The sequence below is a fragment of the Nitrospira sp. CMX1 genome (assembly GCF_054902215.1).
Genome location: NZ_JBUBKD010000001.1, coordinates 21,652 through 39,638, shown reverse-complemented (window position 1 = coordinate 39,638; position 17,987 = coordinate 21,652). Strand labels below are relative to the sequence as shown.

Annotated in this window: 14 protein-coding genes; 10 read left to right on the top strand and 4 right to left on the bottom strand. The window is 55.2% G+C overall.

Annotation, left to right across the window (positions count from 1 at the left end; translation table 11 throughout):
- Positions 1–493: 493 nt before the first annotated feature.
- The 6 genes from ACYX34_RS00185 to ACYX34_RS00160 all read left to right on the top strand — a co-directional run bounded on the left by ACYX34_RS00185 (position 494) and on the right by ACYX34_RS00160 (position 3,854).
- Positions 494–901, top strand: coding sequence for a hypothetical protein (locus tag ACYX34_RS00185; RefSeq protein ID WP_462074534.1), 408 nt, complete (start codon positions 494–496; stop codon positions 899–901).
- Positions 902–980: 79 nt separating this feature from the next.
- Entirely contained in the window at positions 981–1,211 is a 231-nt protein-coding gene (locus ACYX34_RS00180; protein WP_462074533.1) for a DUF2934 domain-containing protein, read from the top strand.
- Between the two features lie 136 nt (positions 1,212–1,347).
- The gene (locus ACYX34_RS00175) at positions 1,348–2,037 is read left to right on the top strand and encodes a response regulator transcription factor (RefSeq protein ID WP_462074532.1); all 690 of its coding nucleotides are present in this window, start codon (positions 1,348–1,350) and stop codon (positions 2,035–2,037) included.
- Positions 2,038–2,412: 375 nt separating this feature from the next.
- Complete coding sequence (locus ACYX34_RS00170) at positions 2,413–2,667, top strand: hypothetical protein (protein WP_462074531.1); 255 nt, start codon at positions 2,413–2,415, stop codon at positions 2,665–2,667.
- Between the two features lie 26 nt (positions 2,668–2,693).
- Entirely contained in the window at positions 2,694–2,912 is a 219-nt protein-coding gene (locus tag ACYX34_RS00165) for a hypothetical protein (protein WP_462074530.1), read from the top strand.
- 531 nt (positions 2,913–3,443) lie between these two features.
- On the top strand, positions 3,444–3,854 hold the full coding sequence (locus ACYX34_RS00160) for a hypothetical protein (protein WP_462074529.1): 411 nt from the start codon (positions 3,444–3,446) through the stop codon (positions 3,852–3,854).
- A gap of 22 nt (positions 3,855–3,876) precedes the next feature.
- Here ACYX34_RS00160 and ACYX34_RS00155 read toward each other — a convergent pair whose 3' ends face one another.
- Positions 3,877–4,602, bottom strand: a complete 726-nt coding sequence (locus tag ACYX34_RS00155) for a glycosyltransferase (RefSeq protein ID WP_462074528.1) — start codon at positions 4,600–4,602, stop codon at positions 3,877–3,879.
- A 981-nt stretch (positions 4,603–5,583) separates the two neighbouring features.
- On the opposite strand from ACYX34_RS00155, the gene ACYX34_RS00150 reads away from it, so the two are divergent.
- On the top strand, positions 5,584–9,969 hold the full coding sequence (locus ACYX34_RS00150; RefSeq protein ID WP_462074527.1) for a DEAD/DEAH box helicase: 4,386 nt from the start codon (positions 5,584–5,586) through the stop codon (positions 9,967–9,969).
- A gap of 8 nt (positions 9,970–9,977) precedes the next feature.
- On the opposite strand, the gene ACYX34_RS00145 is transcribed toward ACYX34_RS00150, so the two are convergent.
- Positions 9,978–10,376: a DUF3015 family protein gene (locus tag ACYX34_RS00145; RefSeq protein ID WP_462074526.1), complete on the bottom strand. Its 399-nt coding sequence runs from the start codon at positions 10,374–10,376 to the stop codon at positions 9,978–9,980.
- A 131-nt stretch (positions 10,377–10,507) separates the two neighbouring features.
- Between ACYX34_RS00145 and ACYX34_RS00140 the strand changes: the two genes are divergently transcribed.
- On the top strand, positions 10,508–11,422 hold the full coding sequence (locus ACYX34_RS00140; RefSeq protein WP_462074525.1) for a hypothetical protein: 915 nt from the start codon (positions 10,508–10,510) through the stop codon (positions 11,420–11,422).
- A gap of 77 nt (positions 11,423–11,499) precedes the next feature.
- On the opposite strand, the gene ACYX34_RS00135 is transcribed toward ACYX34_RS00140, so the two are convergent.
- Positions 11,500–12,849 (bottom strand): DUF2330 domain-containing protein, encoded by a 1,350-nt coding sequence (locus tag ACYX34_RS00135; RefSeq protein WP_462074524.1) that lies wholly within the window; start codon positions 12,847–12,849, stop codon positions 11,500–11,502.
- The gene (locus ACYX34_RS00130; protein ID WP_462074523.1) at positions 12,846–13,733 is read right to left on the bottom strand and encodes an RnfABCDGE type electron transport complex subunit D; all 888 of its coding nucleotides are present in this window, start codon (positions 13,731–13,733) and stop codon (positions 12,846–12,848) included. Before ACYX34_RS00130 ends, ACYX34_RS00135 begins: the two co-directional genes overlap by 4 nt.
- A gap of 210 nt (positions 13,734–13,943) precedes the next feature.
- Here ACYX34_RS00130 and ACYX34_RS00125 point away from each other — a divergent pair, with 210 nt between their 5' ends.
- Positions 13,944–14,282, top strand: coding sequence for a hypothetical protein (locus ACYX34_RS00125; RefSeq protein ID WP_462074522.1), 339 nt, complete (start codon positions 13,944–13,946; stop codon positions 14,280–14,282).
- A 1,386-nt stretch (positions 14,283–15,668) separates the two neighbouring features.
- Entirely contained in the window at positions 15,669–17,969 is a 2,301-nt protein-coding gene (locus ACYX34_RS00120) for a 6-phosphofructokinase (RefSeq protein WP_462074521.1), read from the top strand.
- Positions 17,970–17,987 lie beyond the last annotated feature (18 nt).

Genomic DNA, 17,987 nt, shown 5'->3' with positions numbered 1-17,987 from the left:
TACGAACCACGACAGTGCTGTCGTTGCCGATCCGACAAGAAAATCCAGTTTTTGTCGATAGGGTTTCTCATACTATTCGGCTATACATCTACCTGTACACGTCGCGCAACAGATCATCTCTTGTTCTCCCCTCAGCACAGGAGACTGTTATGGCAGAAATGGCTATCCTCAGTGTCGACTCTATGTATGTGTCGAAAAATCGCCGGCGTAGGGACCTGTACCTTCGATGAATTGGTTCGCCGGTTGCCGACCTATTCCTGGGCGCCAGTGTTTTCGGCGGTGGATCATCTTCAGCCGGCAAGGACGCCTCTCGGTCAGATGCATGCGCGGCGTCGACTATGTGGTTATTCATCTCATCGAGCCGCCTTTTCCCATTCCCGGGTCATCGCAAGACCAGGAGTGCCAGGCTGTCCTATCTCAGGTGACCCGATACGGCGTCGCGCCATGAACCGTGACATGGCATGAGACTAAGGCGGAAGTGAAAGGAGATCGGATGATGGCAAATAGACAGAACAGTGAGAGAACCAGGGTGATGATTGTGGAACAGGACCAGAAATTTGGGTTGAAACTTGCCGATTGGCTCGCCACTCACGGCTATCACCCGGTATTCATCAGGACAGTCAATGCCGCGATCGATGCGTTGGCCGGTTTCAGGCCGAAGGCGGTCCTTGTCGGCCTCGGCTGTTCTACGTCCGCTGCCGAGGCCGACTTGGTTGAAGTACCTCTTCTGATCCAGACCATTTGCCCATCCGTTCCGGTGATCATGATGGCGGATCAGAGTAGCGAGGACCTAACGCACGTGGTGTTTCGCCAAGGCGTTCGCCGTTTTCTGGTCAAGCCGATGGAATGCTCGCACATCGGCGCGGTGCTTCAGTCGGAACTGAGTGCGGCAGCGGCATAAAACGGTGAACGCGTCGACCAACCGGTAGTGGACGCGGAATAGTAAGCGTTAGTTATAAAAATTAGGAGGAGAACTTGTCATGGCCAAGAAAACTCAGTCAGTCTCACGCTCCACACAACGTGACACAGGAGCCGAATCACGGAGTAACGGAAACGGCGTGATCAACCGGCCTGATGAACATTCCCACGGTATCCATGCGCGCATCTCGGAACGCGCCTATGCTTTGTATGAGGAGCATGGCCGAAAGGATGGCCAGGCCCTTAAAGATTGGTTGGCGGCCGAACAGCACGTACTCAATCAAGATGTGTAGCAGGGTGTTGGATCTCCGCCAAGGCATCTTCAAGCCCGCCATGAAATGAATGGGAACGAGCAGTTCGTGGTCCGGCTTCTGTCAATAAGTTCGGCAAACCAGTGGATCCAGTTACCCCTCTAGTTAAGGAGACTTCATGACCGACACCAGCGCTGTGAGTCCATCCCTCATGATCGCAATTCTGAGCCGTCAGTGTTTGGTGTGGTTTGGCTTGCAGAAAATTCTCGGGGGTCGCGCGACTGTCCAAATGGTCGTGCCCCCGTCCCAGTGGAGGATCTCGGACGGATTTCCGGTCGGGGCACGAGCAGACGTGTTTATCTTGGATCTGGAGACCGAACACGACGCCGTCGGTACCATCAACCAGATTCGGGAGTTTGCCACGACCAGTAAGATCGTGCTGTTATGCGGGCTTGAGGACCAGGACCGCACGCGCGAGGCATTTGCCGCCGGTGTCGACGGCATTATTCTCAAGATTCAACCGCCCACCGTCATGCTTGCAGTAATTGAGGCGCTGTATGCTCCCGCCCCACCCCAGGCCTATGGGGATGGGAACGGCGCCGTGGGGCTGGGCCTCGGGCCTCCCGTCACAAAGCAGGACAACCCCAACGCACCATCGCGGGCGTGGCCCGAAGTCTTGACCGAGCGGGAACGCGAGATTATCCGATTGGTAGGGCAGGGACTCTCGAACAAAGACATCGCCTATCAGTTGTCGATTAGTGACAGTACGGTCCGGCATCACATGACGAACATCTTCGACAAGGTCGGCGTGCCCAATCGGCAGAACCTTCTGCTCCACGTGCATCATGTTTGCGCCACGCCGGTCTAGTACCCATCTCAAATAGCTTGAGGAGGCTTGTAACACACACGAGCTGCGCAATCTTCAGGAAGTTGGTGGCACCGTACTCTTGCTCACGAGGAGCCGTCGTTGCCACTGGAGCCAGGCAATGACGCGCTCGACCAACGGCGACGGTCGTCCTGTCGTCGAAATTAGGACAACTATATGTGTAGAAATCCGACGAAATAATCGTGATTACATTGATTGTGGGAGATCGGTGTTCCCGCTATTACTCGATGCGAGCGACAAGAGTCTTGTTTGCAAGCTCGATCGTCATGCGTGGGTTCAGCACGAGTCATTGGGAGTGTGCGGCGCGACACCGTCACATGTGGAGGAACAGCACCGATCTCACAAGGAGGATTTGAGATGCGAACCGCAATGATTGAATCGGCCATTCGGATGGAACTCTATCGGAACGGGCCCTGCGCGCTTCGTGCCTTGAGCGAACGGCTTTCCCAGTTTTCTTGGAATGAGGTGTTTGCCGTGATCGATCGGCTTAGCCGAAAGGGGACACTGGTGCTCCATCGTACGGCCGAGTTCGACTATGGGGTATCGACCAGACCGATTCCCGCACCGTCTCTCGCGAGACTCAATATGGGCAGGGAAGGAGTCTTTCGTTGAACTGACCAGGATTGTCGGGTGCACGTATGAATTGCTCACGATGCCAGGGGCTCCTGTGCTGCAGTGAAGTGCGTGACGAGGCGGGTGGGCTCGTCACAGAGGGGACGCCGGTCTTCCGGTGCATCTTGTGCGGAGAGCTCATTGATTTGGTGATTCTGATGAACAGGAAACGTACGGCAGCGGAGCGCGAAATCCGTCGTCGAACTATATTTCGTCGTCAAGTCATGCGTGTCGCAATGGCATAGCGCATTATTGCGTCCATCCCTGAAAAAGACAGGTGGCGGACGGGTTGATGGGGAAGGGGGGTATGGATGATGAAAGGAGCCATCATGAAACCAGTAGTGGTGATCTGCTGTTTCTGCCAGAGAATCCGGGGTGACTTGGGTCCCGAAGGTGGGGTTGGTTTGTGGCATGAGCCGCATCTCTATTTGAGGATGCATGGTCTCGAAGCGGAAAATTTCCAAGTATCCGAAACCTACTGTCAATCCTGCTTGCCTACGTACCGCCACTGCTTCGTTCCCCAACAACATGCAAATGAGTACTGGAGTAGTTGCGGCGGAGAAAAAGTATAAAAGATGTCAAAGCCGTCAAAAAAAGCATCACAGTCTTATCTGTGCCAATACGGGATGACGCGTATGCTCGTATCGCACCAGCAGTCGATCAACTCATTGAATAACGCGATCGGCAAGCAAGATGGTCATGACCTTGATGACTGAGTGGAAGCCGAGTGGCAATATGATATCACCAGCTGATGATCGGATGGGAGATGCTTTGTCATGACTTCAGGCATTGATAAGCGTTACATCGACGGATGCGATGAGAAGGAAGAAGTCTCGCCTCGTGGATCAGGAATTCTGATTCTCTCGCCCTTGTTGAAACCCGTGTACGTCAATCCCTGTGCCTCTAGGTTGCTCAGTGACTTGGCACGGGTTTCTCCTGAAATGTTGAGTCCAATCAGCCATATCATCACGCTTCCTCCAATATTGGTCGATTTCGCGGGTAAAATCCTCAGTGCTCTTTGCCAAGATGGCGCATCCTCCGATCATGGGTATTGCCAAATATGGTGTCTGACCGAACGCGCTCGGAAGGAAGTGCTGATACGAGGCGTTGGTGTCCCAAGTGAGAATAGAGTTGAGGAGTCACGGATCGTGTTGGTGCTGACCGAACAGGACGATCACGATGGCTAGGTACAGTAACAATAGCTTCCCGTCAGCGTCGGCCGTCGTACCAGACCGAGAGATGCTTCTTGTCTTGGAGCGTCTTCTTTGGGAGGAAGAAGATGCGGAAGATCTGGGCCGCGATCTCGCGGCTTGAGTAGAGCGAGATTTTGCGAGATGAGGTTTCAAGCGGGTGTCTGGTTAAAATGGTGAACTGCAAGCCCCGCTGCCGACCCCATTGTTTGAGCTGCTTACTGAGCCGGATTTCATCCAATGCATACAGTTCCTGGTCGAACCCGCCGACGGCTTGAAAGGCATCGCGTCGGCAGACCACGAGTGCCCCGGCAGCCCAGCGACAGAATACCGAGGTCGTGGTCCAAAGTTGCAACGTGAGATTGGCCCACCAGGGCAAGTCATCCATCCGTAACGTGCTCCCGCAGCCAACATATTTCCCTGACTCAAGCACACGCAGAATATCTGCCAGCAGTTCTGGGCTGAGCAGACTGTCCGCATCTAAAAACAGCAGCCAATCACCGGTGGCCTGCGTTGCACCGGCATTGCGTGCTCGACCGATCTGGTTGATCGGTTCGAAGACGACGCGAGCTCCGGCCTGTCTGGCGAGGTCTGCTGTGTTGTCGCTGGAATTGTTGTCGACCACGATCACTTCCGATGTGAACCCAGGCTTTGTATTTGCGGCAACCGAAGTTGCCACAGACTGGAGGGTCTGTTGGATCAGACGTGCCTCGTTGAACGCGGGGATGACGATGGAGAGCTGCATCAGGCGGACATGATGCCATAGATGTCGGGCACAGGGGAATGGGGGGCTGAGTTTCAGGTTTCATGTTCAACGTTTCACGTTATACAGAAACTAAAACGCCTCAGACTTGAAACCTATAATCTGAAACTGTTAGCCGAGACGCTTCGCGCGGGGGGACTGGTTCACAATCTTTCTGCGGTGAGTGAAGCCTGCCGTTCTAACTCCTGGAATGCTGGTGGTTGCAGTGAAGAGTTCTTTTTCCGGAATTCGTAGACGATTGGGAAGTCGTGGTCGCCGAGATAGCTCTTTTGCCATTTCAAGCCCAATCTGCTGCTATTCGGGCTGGCAGGCATGATAGGTCTCGAAGACATTGAGGACAGTTTCTGGACGAATTCCAGAAGGAGGAGTGAGCAGGATGATCAGGAACACCCACATAGTTGGGCCTTTCATACTGCGGTGGATAACTCGTCCGGTGAGAGTCTCAAGGACCGGACATGTCCGTTGTTGGCGTGGCGGTCGACCTGGGAAGGGTCATCGTGCGGCCGACGACTTGAGTGTTAGGCCGAAATGTAGCAGATGGATGAGACGTGTCCTGAAAGGGCTGTCAGTAAAGTCCGACCAAGGATTAACCGAGAGAGGACACAATGCTATTCCCTTGGAGGACTCTATGATGATACATGCTTTAGTGCTGGGACTCACATTTCTCTGCATGCCGCTGTTGGCTGGTAGCCTGATACCAGCAGCAGCCCGACTAGTTCGATCTCAAAAAGTTGGCAGACGACGTGCCTGATTGAGAGCCACGGCTGCAGCTATGCGAATCTTTCATAAATTAGAATCGACAGCGGCGGCAATGCGGTAGCCGTAGGGTGACAGCCTGACCGGACGCGCAAGAATGTCTGGACCAACCGGTATCGGTAACGAGGGAGGTGAGCCGGGTGAGTCAGGGATTCTTGACTGACCCGCGATAGAGCTACTTGGTAGGGTGTGGTACGATTCCACACCATGCCGCTCTCGGGTTTTCATCCCCTCATTGCTGAATGGTTTCAGTCGTCGGTCGGTGAACCAACGGAGGTTCAGCAACAGGCGTGGCCAGCGATTCAGTCTGGAGCAGATGCACTGATCGCGGCACCGACCGGATCGGGCAAGACCCTCGCAGCCTTTCTCTCCTGCATTGACCACCTCTTCAAGCAAGCCCTCAATCGCGAGCTTGACGATCACACGCAGGTGCTTTACGTTTCCCCGCTGAAGGCCCTGAGTAACGACATCCAGAAAAATCTCCAGAAGCCTCTTGCCGAGATCGGTGAGCGTGCACTTCAAGCCGGACTCATGATGCCGGAGTTGCGCGTGCTGGTCCGTACCGGCGATACCCCGATGGCGGATCGACAGCAGATGCTCAAGCGGCCGCCGCACATTCTCGTGACGACGCCGGAGTCTCTCTTCATCTTACTGACGGCTGACAAGAGCCGACGGCTGTTGCAGACAGTGCGCACAGTGATTGTCGATGAGATCCATGCCCTTGCGCCAAATAAACGTGGTGCCCATGTGGCGCTGTCACTCGAACGGCTGGAAGCGTTGACGTTCACGAAGCCGCAGCGTATCGGCCTCTCCGCTACGCAACGCCCCATTGAAACCGTGGCCGCATTTCTTGTGGGCAAACGTGCTCTATCAACTGATCTCTACTCAGTCCCGAGTCCTCAGCCTTCAGCCCTCTGCCGTATCATCAACGTCGGCCACACCCGCCAGATGGATCTCGCGGTTGAAGTACCAAAAGATGAGCTGAGTGCCATTGCCACCAATGCGATCTGGTCCGATATCTACGACCGGTTGGCTGAATTGGTGCGAGAACATCGCACGACCTTGGTGTTCGTCAATACACGCCGCTTGGCCGAGAGGGTCTCGCACTATCTGGAGGAACGGCTTTCGAATCTCGGGCCTGACGCGGTCGCGGCCCATCACGGCAGCCTCTCACGGCAAATCCGTTTATCAGCCGAGGAACGCTTGAAGTCGGGCAAGACGCGCGTGGTCGTGGCAACGGCATCACTGGAACTCGGCATTGATGTGGGCACCGTCGATCTGGTTTGCCAGATCGGTTCACCGAGAGCGATTGCGACCTGTCTCCAGCGAATCGGTCGTGCCGGCCACTGGATCAAGGCCATTCCAAAAGGCCGCCTGTTCGCCACGACGAGAGACGAATTACTCGAATGTGCGGCGCTGATCTGTGCGATCAAGAATGGAACGTTGGATCGCATAGAGGTCCCACCGGCACCATTGGATATCCTGGCTCAACAGATCGTCGCGGCGGCAGCGACCCAGAGCTGGACGGAAGAGGACCTGTTTACGCTTGTGCGCTGTGCTGATCCCTATCGTCATCTAGAGCGGGCAACGTTTGATCGGATCGTCCGCATGTTGACGGAAGGGATCGCCACCAACCGAGGAAGAGGGTTGGCCTATCTGTACCATGACCGTATTAACGGTCGGATCAAGGGGCGGCGTGGGGCGAGGCTTGCGGCGATCACCTCCGGTGGCGCGATTCCCGACACAGCGAACTATGCGGTGGTGGCAGAGCCGGACGGTACGGTGGTGGGCACGGTGGATGAAGATTTTGCCGTGGAGAGTCTCGCCGGCGACATCATGTTGCTCGGCAACACATCCTGGCGGATCAAAGGCGTTGAAATGGGCAAGGTGCGGGTGGAGGATGCTCACGGTGCACCACCCAGCATTCCCTTCTGGCGCGGCGAGGCTCCTTCCCGTACAACCGAACTCTCCGCGGAAGTGGCGTTATTGCGCGCTGAGATTGATAGAATTGCGAACGGAACTTCTTCACCCTTGACCTCTTACGCCTCACCTGTTCAGTGGCTTCACCACGCATGCGGACTCGATCAACGGGGCGCTCAACAGGCGATTGAATATGTGTTGGCAGAAAAGGGTGTGCTTGGCGTAGTCCCGACGCAAGATACCATTGTCGCCGAACGGTTCTTCGATGAAAGCGGCGGGATGCAGCTGGTGATCCACGCACCATTCGGCGGACGGATCAACAAGGCCTGGGGGCTGGCGCTGCGCAAACGGTTCTGTGTGACATTCGACTTCGAGTTACAGGCTGCGGCGACGGACAATGGTCTTGTAATCTCGCTCGGTGAGAAGCACAGTTTTCCGCTTGAATCTGTCTTCGGCTATCTCCACTCCAAGACGGTGCGTGAGGTCTTGATCCAGGCCGTCCTACTCGCGCCGATGTTCACCACCCGCTGGCGATGGAATGTGTCACGAGCGCTGGCGCTGCTGCGTTTTTCCAACGGCAGGAAAGTTCCTCCGCAGATTCAGCGGATGAAAGCAGAGGATTTGTTGGCTGCGGTCTTTCCTGATGCGATCGCTTGCCAGGAAAACCTCACAGGGCAACGGGCGGCCCGACACATTCCTGACCATCCGCTGGTACAGGAGACACTGCGCGACTGTCTGACGGAGGCGATGGATGTGGAGGGGCTCACGGAGGTTCTCCGACGGGTCGAATCCGGCGCGATCCGCTGTGTGGCGGTGGAGACGCCGGCGCCGTCAGTCTTTTCCCATGAAATCCTCAGTGCCAATCCCTATGCATTTCTGGACGATGCCCCGTTGGAGGAACGGCGATCTCGTGCAGTTGAACTACGGCGGACCTTGCCGCCGGAACTGCTTGGAGAGATCGGCGCGCTTGATCCGAAGGCGATTGAAGAAGTGAGCCGTGAATCATGGCCGCTGGTGCGCGATGCCGATGAACTGCACGATGCACTGTTGACCTTGGTCTGGGTACCGGAGTCTGAAGCAACACAGTGGACTTCCTATTTGCCAGAACTTGTGGAATCCGGGCGGGCGCTCCTACTCACCGTGAGGGGTGAGGGGTTAGGAGTGAGGGGATGGAGTGCGACAGAATATCATGAGAGAGTCGAACAAGTATTAACGGATGGGGATGACTCAACGCTCGATGCGATCGTGCTGGGATGGATGGAGAGCATTGGCCCGACAACGATAGACGAATTGGCCCAGCGGCTGCATGTGCCATCGCCTGCAGTGGAGGCAGCGATGATGAGATTGGAAGGGCAGGGGCAAGTTCTCCGTGGTCGATTCCGAGGAATATCAGCACTCAGTCCTTCCCTCGACGGTGCTCGGGACTCTGAGCCTGTCGAAGGGCAGTCCTCAGTCCTCTCGATCGTTTCTACGTCGGAATGGTGTCACCGCCGCCTGTTAGCTCGGATCCATCGCCTGACGATCGGCATCTTGCGCAAGGAAGTGGAGCCGGTCACAGCGTCGGACTTCATGCGATTCTTGCTGCAATGGCAGCATGTGATGCCAGGGGCTCGTCAGCATGGTGAGGCGGGGCTGACTGAGGTGATCAAACAGCTAGCCGGGTTTGAAGCTGCAGCCTCTGCCTGGGAGCCACAGCTTTTACGAGTCCGCATGGCCAAGTACGAACCGGAACTGTTAGACAGACTGTGTCTGAGTGGAGCGGTGAGCTGGGGGCGTCTCTCACCTCATCCGAAATTGACTCAGGGTGGCGGGATGGAGCGGCGGCGCATCACTCCTACCAGCCTTGCGCCCATCAGTGTCTTTCCTCGCGACGAGAGGAACTGGTTGCTCACTGCGTACTATCGTGATGTGGCTGTAGAGGGTCTTGATCCTTTCGCACCGTTGAGTGCAGTGGGACAAGATCTCTATCGTACGCTGCAGCAACAGGGCGCCAGTTTCTTCGGTGATCTTGTGAGGAGCACCAATCATCTTGCGACGGAAGTGGAACAGGGATTGTGGGAATTGGTGGCGGCTGGGTTGGTCACGGCTGATGGATTCGATAATCTTCGGGCGCTCATGGACCCGCATCGACGTCGCGCTGAAGGGCGTGAGCGATCGCGGCGGCCTCGGCACTCGGCCGGCCGGTGGTCGCTGTTGCGGACAGCTGAGAGCGACCGGCTGTCGGCTGTCAGTGTAAGCGAACACGTGGCTCAGCAATTGCTCCGCCGCTACGGCGTGGTGTTTCGAGATCTGTTGGTGCGTGAATCGCTAGTTTCTTCGTGGCGAGATCTGTTGGTGCAGTATCGGAGGATGGAGATGGCCGGGGAAGTGCGCGGCGGCCGGTTCGTCGACGGATTCACAGGAGAACAATTCGCGTTGCCTGAAGCGGTGGAGGGCTTGCGAGCGATCAGGAAAATGACTGCATCGCCAGGGACAGGGCAAGAGATCAAACTGTCAGCCACAGACCCATTGAACCTCGCCGGGGTGATCCTGCCGGGCCCTCGTGTTTCTGCCATACCCACAAACTTTCTCGTATTGAGAGATGGCGCAGTGGTCCGCACGGTGATCGGGCGCCACGCTGACCTCACGGTTGCCGAACCGCCTGGTTCGGCAACCGTTCAGCAGCCTGCTTGATTTACTAATCAGTGCACGAACGGTTTTGATGTTTCGCGCAGAAGCGCAAGCAGCCCTCCGGGACTCTGATCAACTGTCTTGGTATAGCTGGCTTGGACGGCAGAGAAAAAGGCTGGTTCGCGGTCAGCCGACACTCCCAACAGTCTGCCCATCGAGGCCAGGTACTCGCCTCGTCCTGCTGCCAAATCCTGTTGGAGATTCGCCTGATTAAAAGTCACAAAGGCCGTTGCCTTGAAGTCCGGTTTGAGCTGGCCATCCTCGCTCCACCAGGCTGCCCCTGATGTCGTCCCCGTGATGTTGGACGTGGTATCAGTAATTTCTTTCACGGTGGATTTGATCGTGCAGCCGGTCAGTCCCAGCACTAGACTTGCACCCACGACTGCCAAACATTGTAAACGGTTCTGCATTGTGGACCTCCATGTCGATAGGGACATTGGCGTCACTATAGCATAGAGTTCCTCAAGTTCGGTCGTCTGTGCACCGATAGGTGAGTGACAGGACGGTCTTCTTCTCATCTTGGTAAGACAGAGAATAGGTCATGCAGGTTCAGTCCCTCACATCGTTTGATCCACAACAACTCTTCAGTCTGGGGTCACGACCGGATGGGGGAATCCAGCGACTGGATACCAAGATTAGCGGGCTCTCGATCTCACATGAATTTTCAGGACGGTTGAATGTGATCACGGCCGATGGCGACCGAGTGACGCTGGTGGCCGATATTGATGAGGAGTATAAAGCCGGTTCTCTCCAGTCCTCTATTGAGACTTCGCAAGGAACTGGGACTGTCAGCGCTGGGTTGGCGCAGAGTGCACGTGCTCACAATTTCGGCGTGGCAGTCAGTGGAGATCTCAACGAGGCCGAAGTGACGGACCTCGAGAAATTGTTTGAAAACGTCTCGAGTATCTTTCGTGGATTCTTTCAAGGGGATGATGAGGAGGCCAAGGCCCAAACTGTTCACCTCGCCGACGGGTTTCATGGGCTGGAGAGCCTCTCCAGTCTGGATCTCAGCATCGAGATTGTCCGGTCCGTGACGGTTGTGTCGGCCTCAGGCGTTACCCCGGGTGGGGCGCCAGTGGCGGCGGCGGTGATCCCGCAGTCGTCCGACGGTACCACGGTGCCCACCCCGTCACCTAACTCCGTTGACGCAACGCATCTTGTGGCACCGGTGAACGGCGAGCAATTCGCTGCATTGATGAAGCAGGTTTTCGACGCCTTGAATGAACTGAGAATCGATACCGAAAAAGTTCGACATCATCTGCCGGCGCTCCTCGACAAGGTACGCGAGCAGCTCGCCAAGGAATTACGACAAGAGCCAGGATCTACGACGGATGATCACCGACATGTAGCCGAGGATAGGCTACGTCCGGATGAACCGTTGACATCCAGTCACAATTTGCTTATCGCCTATCAGAGGATTACAGAGACTTCGACCTCATTCTCTCTTGAGGTGTAGACCCTTCCAGTTCATCTCGCGTCGGTATCGAGTCATTGCCGGCACAGCCAGGCCGACTGTGCCGGCCACACGTTCGGTCAGTCTACCCACAAGCGCTGATACCATTTCTTATCCGCGTCTCCCGGCAATGAGGCGAGGTTCATGGCCTTGCGAATCTCTCCGATGTTCCACCCGGTCAGATTGGCGAGTGTCTGTGCTTGACGCTCATACCGTTCCCGCAACTGTTCTCGATAGGTGGTTGCGGTGGGACAGTCGTCAATGCCGGTCCATGGATGGCGAAGGATATAGCGGGCTTGGAAATTATTCCGATCGGACGTTTCCTGAAACATGAGGTCTTCCGGAAAGTGGGCGGCATCGTAGCGAACGTGCAGTCTTGTGAGAAAGACGTTCTGCGCCTGTGGCATGAACGGTCGTCCGTGCTCCACCACCTTAGGGTTGTCTTGCCAAAAAACGCCCAAACTCCGCAGCTCTTCAGCCGATAACGGGTTCGCGGCGCAGGGATCACACCAATTCATATCCCAGGCATACTCAAGGAATACGCCTCGCTCACTCTCGCGTTTCACTTGCTGCGAGAACAGGTCTTGATAGAACTCGCCGAACTTGTCTTTGACATAGAGCGGAATCTCCTGGGCTTCCGGTAACCGAATCGTTCGGTAGTTTGTTGTTTCGACGCGGCCTTGCTGTGTCAGGGTATAGATGAAGAGTTCTTGTGTCCCGTCGGCATTCACCGTCCCGAGCCGGATCGGCAACATGAACTTGGGTGATTCAAACGCAATTTGGAGAGGACGCAGATGGGTAAAGCCAAGCTTGGATTGTTCGGACACATTCACCTTGGCCACAAAGAACTTCATGCGCTGTTTTAAGTAACTCTGGAGCACAGGTGACGCTCCCTTTGGCATCTTGTACCCGTTTTCACTCAGCCAGGTTTCGAGACCGGTGCTTTCCGTGGCTGAGAGAATAAGGATGTCGTATTCGCCGACTGCATACTGTGCTTCAACAGTCACGCCGAGCGCCTTTTCTCGTTCTTGTCTCGCCGGAGCCGCAGCCGACTTCGCCATCATATCCATGGCACGACTTTCCGGGTATGGCGCCTGACAAGGGTTGGGATCGAAGTATTCGACGAGCCGAGGCGCCGAGTAATCGGCCAGGTGTTTCAGCACGGACGGATCGCCGATGTGGATCTGGTCTTTCTCCAGCACGGTTGGTACTGGGACAACCATCGCAAATTCCTTCACATCGCCCTTGAAGTCATTGGCCATTGTGATGACGGTCTTGTTGTCATGGCGAGTGATGACAACTTCGGATGCTTTGTTAAAGAGCTTGGTATCCGCTTTGCCGACATAAAATCCGCAGAATGCTGATGCTTCACTGCACCAGAGAAATAGACTTATGGCAAAGGTCATGATGGGGCCGAGTACAGGATTCATGAAAACCTCCTTTGTGGTTGAAGCACCGGAGTCAGTTGAACAGGCACAGAACCGTGACCGATAGTTGGTCTCAACCAGTTGTAATGAAGACCTGGCAAGAGTCGGTCAATGAACGGCACGATTGGTGAACAGATGATGAGTCCCCACAGCAGGCCATTGGGTTTGAAAAATCCGAATTGGGTGTAGAGGGCGGTGAGGGCGACGATCAGTGCAAACAGGATCCGCCCGCATCGTGAGTCCGGTGTCGTCTTGGGATCGGAAATCATGAAGAAGGAGAAAATGAGCAGTGCGCCACTCTCAACCTGATGCAGTGGAATCGTCAATGGATCACCAAGCCACAGAGCTCGGGCGATGAGCAGTCCGATATAGAAGGTCAGAAATGCCAGTGTGACATCGGCGCGAGCTGCTCGTGTTATGACAAGGCTCCCAAGACACGCGACCAGAAAGCCGAACCAAGCCACCTGTCCCCATTGTCCAGGAGAAATCCAGCCGAGACCACTCACGAGCATGACAACAAGAGCAAGATTCGTCGGATTGAAGATGTGTTTGTTCTTCCAGCGGATGACGAACTTGCTACCAATGGCAATGAACGAGGCTAGAGCAGCAACTGCAAGATCATTGGTGCGAAGTAGAAGGCATAGTGAAAGAGAGGAAATCAGTGCGCTCTTAGGATCAAAGAAAGGGAGGTTGAAATAACGGGTGCCGGCATATTGGGTCAGTTGGGCGACACCGAGTGTGATGAGGATCTGCCAGATTGAGACATCGAAATGAAGCCAGAAGAGGCCGTAGAGAAGGAGAGTCGACAGGCTGACAATTTGATAGAGGCGGGGATCACGCCGGAAAGTCGGTGTGTTCGCTTGGCTCGTGCCGTTGCCTTGCTCCATAGACTCCTCCTGAGTGGCCTGGCGGTGTATGGCAGTCACAGGAGGATATGGGACGAGAGGAGGAATCCTTTCAGATGGGAGGGTGAACTGAGAGGGATTGACAAGTGATTGAGCCATTGTGAGAATAACGCGCAATTCAGAGACAATTTCACTGCATAATGAATCTGAGTTGCTAATCCGATTCAAACCGCCTTCGTGAGGTCTTCAACGATGCCGGCTTGGTTCCTTCCTGCGTTGAAAGTCGCACTGCCGCATGTGGGGACCATCTTGTCTGCTGCGGCTCCTGTGTTTACCAAAAAGCGTGGCGATGTGCCTGGCGATCAGATGGCGACGCTGCAACAGCAGATTACTGAGCTTCAGGCTGCAGTGGCACGGAACGACACCGACATCAAGGACTTGGCGACACAAATGCGAGCAGCGCTCGAGACGCTCGAACAGGGTATGGTTCCGGCGGAACATCGGTATCGACGTCTTCTCACGCTATGTCTCGCCATGGGAGTGATGGTGGTGGTGTCACTGGGGTTAGTCCTGATATTGCTGCTCCGATAAAATCATGGCCCCATCCAGAGTCGCGTGAGTGAATCTCTGTTGGGGAAGTGATGACGGCCCTTTGCGATGTTTTGGCGTGGGATATGGCACTGCCTCGTGAAAGACGGCACAAAACCTTGTCTGGCGAACGGAGCCCAACCGTTGATACGATCCTACACGTCATCAGGGCTTTAGGGGTGAAGCTGAAAGCGGGGTGTTCTCCAACCCCCGTCCCTCCTTCCAGTGGCTGCCCGACCAAGCGTTAGTCCAGAAGCTACGATTGCCGAGGAGCGCCACCCGCAGGTCGGGTCCACTCTGGCTACGACTGTATCCAAGGAATCAGGAGCGGCAAAATGCCACGAATCCAGGATGATCTGATTACCATTATCGGGTCAGCATATCTGCAACCCATTGCTGATCTAATTGATCGATTGATACTGCGTAAGCATGCCCGTCCTAGCCGTATTCAATCGACACATCATGAATGCGGTTATTGTGCATCTGGGGTCATATTACTTGTCGCGATGTTCGAATCCTACGTGTCTCGTCTGCGGGACACTTGCCCAAAGCCAGAGCCTGTTTTAAAGCGAAATACTGTTGATATTGTCTTATCTGTTTTTCCAAGGCTTCGGCACAGGGAAGCTCTACGTGACGTTTATGTACTGCGTGATATTCTAATGCACGCTCATCTTTGGGAGATCAAATATGAATGGGGTGGCCCAGTACCAATGGTACTGAAAGATGCAATACTTCACCAGGCATACGGAGACACAAAGTACAGAAGTCGTGTCGATCCTCTTGCGCGACGAACAAAGGCGCTGAACCTATCAGTTATTCCGACACGAATAGATCGCAGGGATTTACTAAAGGTGTTTGACACAGTGTGGAAAACTCTCCTTCGCTTTGAATCCAGAAAATGGTTTATGTGCAATATTCCTCATCAACGTGTCCGTTTCAGAGGTAAAACTGTAACATTCGCAAGCCTTCGAGATGAGATTGAAGCATCCCTCTAGAATGGGTCTCACGCAGTGCGGCTATAGTTCAAGCCACGGGGTTGGGTCTTGCAATCACACTTCTGAGAGGCGACCTCGATCTTCTTGCGCCGCTCGCTCTATGTCATCATCGATACACACCATGTCGCCTCTTCGCCCGGAATCGTGATAGGGACGCCCCGGTTTGTAACGTTGACAGCCTGGTGGGTCATAGCAGTGTGTTTCGAATCGCCACTTCACAGGTGATGGATTACAGTGGTCGAGTATGATCTGTGTCGGCATCGCCGGGCCGATAGGACCTTGAGCTCGCTCTGTCTCACGAGTTTCCGGCTTCATCCCTCATTGGCATAAATTTTATGTCCCATCATTTTTCCTCCCTTGCTGAGGGGTATGCGTTGGCCTATGATTGGAAACCATGAGCAACTCACTGGATTTCGTCTCCATTGAAGGACTCCTTGCCTATGGTCGCGCCCTTGCTCAACGAGCGTCGGAACGGGGACTCGTCCAACCCACGCTAAGAGAAGCGTCCAGCGATGATGCTGATCGCGTCCAAGTTAAGATGGAGCAACTCCGCTCGTTCGTCGAACGCTCCAAGTCTGGTTTTGCAACCGCTGAAGAGTACCGGTCGGCTCGGGAATGCCTCATCGATGACCAGCTTGTGTTCTTTGCCGCCTGGAACGCACTCCTTGCCGAAGGTTCGCTGCAGCACTTACTCCGGGCCACGATCGGGGCGGTCGCCAAACCGACTTATCGGCGTCCGGTTGCCATCGTGCCCCGCGCGCAGCTCACCCCTGCGCTGGCGGAGAGTCGTATTGTGTTGGAACTGGGCAACGACCGGTTTTGGTTGTTGCCTCGGGATCTTGGTGACCGAACACTGTTCTTCACGATGCGCCATGGGGTGTCGCAAGTTGATAGCAAGACCCATCGCGTCGGGTGCCGCTTGCCGAATCAATTGGACCGTGAACGAGGTATTGCCAAAGCCGATGCAGTGGGGTCGGCGCTCGCTCGCATGATCGGTGTTGTGGGGCAGCAGCTCGATTTCTTGCATCTCACCAACTACCTCGATCCGCGTACGTTTCTGCATTGCATCAGTCGTAGCCCAAATACCAGGCAGCTGTACGAACAGGTATCTGCGGCGCTGCTGCAAGGTATGTTCGCATCTGAACCGATTGCCGAGTCGGCTCTCGAATCGTCGGATTTCGGTTGGGTCACGGGATTGGAGAAGTCCCTTGAAGTCGAAGAAGCGGTACGTGCGTTCGGCGTCGAGACATCCACAGCCAAGCGGCTGATGAAAGATCCGCTGTATTGTTATCCGGATGGTAACTCCTTCTTCGACCTCTATGTCGATGTCATCGATGGCCTCCATCGATTAGGCGTCATACAAAAGGGAAAAGTGGCTTGCCTCTATACCCACAGTTCCACATTGCGGGCTTTGATGATCTATTTGGACCAACGCCCATTCCATGAAGCCTTCAGTGAGTTCAGCGACTACAAGGAAAGCCAAGACAATGTCGTACTGCTCACGGTCGAACAGGGACGGATGTCCGGCTACTCAACAGCAGTCGGCCTGTCCGAGCGGGAACGAGTTGTGCGCAATACATGGGTCACGGTGGAGCGCGCGAGGAAAGACCGCGTGACACTCAAGCCCAGAGGACTCAAGCGGATTGTGGCCCTCGTGTCCGGAGGGGATTTTGCCGGCGCCGGCGCTGCCCTAAAAGAATTGCATGTGACCGGCCAACGCATGGGGTTGGAGGTTTATTTCGTTCGGCACGGCTATCTGGGTCTGGCCAATAATTGGATCGAACGTGTTACCGAAGAACATACTCGCGGCATGGGCAGCCATCCCAGCAGCCCCATCGGCAGTAGCCGTTTCGAAGAGTTCAAACAGGAGATGGTGCAGCACGTAGCCATGCGCCACCTGGAGCCTTACGTGCGAGATGGCGCACTGATTGTGCTTGGAGGCGACGGCAGTATGCGAGGAGCTCGTGCCATTTACGAAGAATTCAGCGTGCAGGTGGTTGGCATTCCCGGCAGCATTGACAACAATCTTGAAGGAACAATCTCTCTCGGGTTTCAGTCCGCAGTGACACTGGCGGATCAGTCCATTGAATCTCTCAAAGCCACCAGCGCGGCGATGGGAAGTGTGTTTTTTGTGGAGATCATGGGCGCCGGCTCAGGGCATCTTGCGCTGGCATGCGCGTACCAAGCTCGAGCCGAGGGCTTGTTGGTCAATGAACATCCAGACCCCAACGCCTATATTGATGAGATCATTCTGGGCACGCTCAAGCGGACATTGGGTGTGCCGAACAAGAGTCACCTATTCGTCGTCGCCGAGCGTACACCGCATCGGCATCATAAGGACGGCGGAGTCCATGGTCTCGTTGATTACGTGGCCAGTGTGATCGCCCAATGGCCGGAACGGCAGGCGCGGTCGGATCACTATCCACTCACGCCAGCCACCAAAGCCACTATTCTTGGCCATACGCTTCGGGGTGCCCGGCCGATACCCGAGGACAAAGCAATTGCTCAGCATCTTGCCTATGAAGTTGTGCACCGGCTGATCGAATCGCCTGAAGAGATTGTCGGCTGTCTCTTGGCCTATCGTGAACGGGGATCAATCAGTCCGATTCCACTCCACGCAGTTATGCCGAAGCAGTTCGACTGGGACGTCTTCAGTCGGATGCATGGCAACACCCGCGTTTCCCACGTCTCGTAACTCCCTTAGCTACCATTT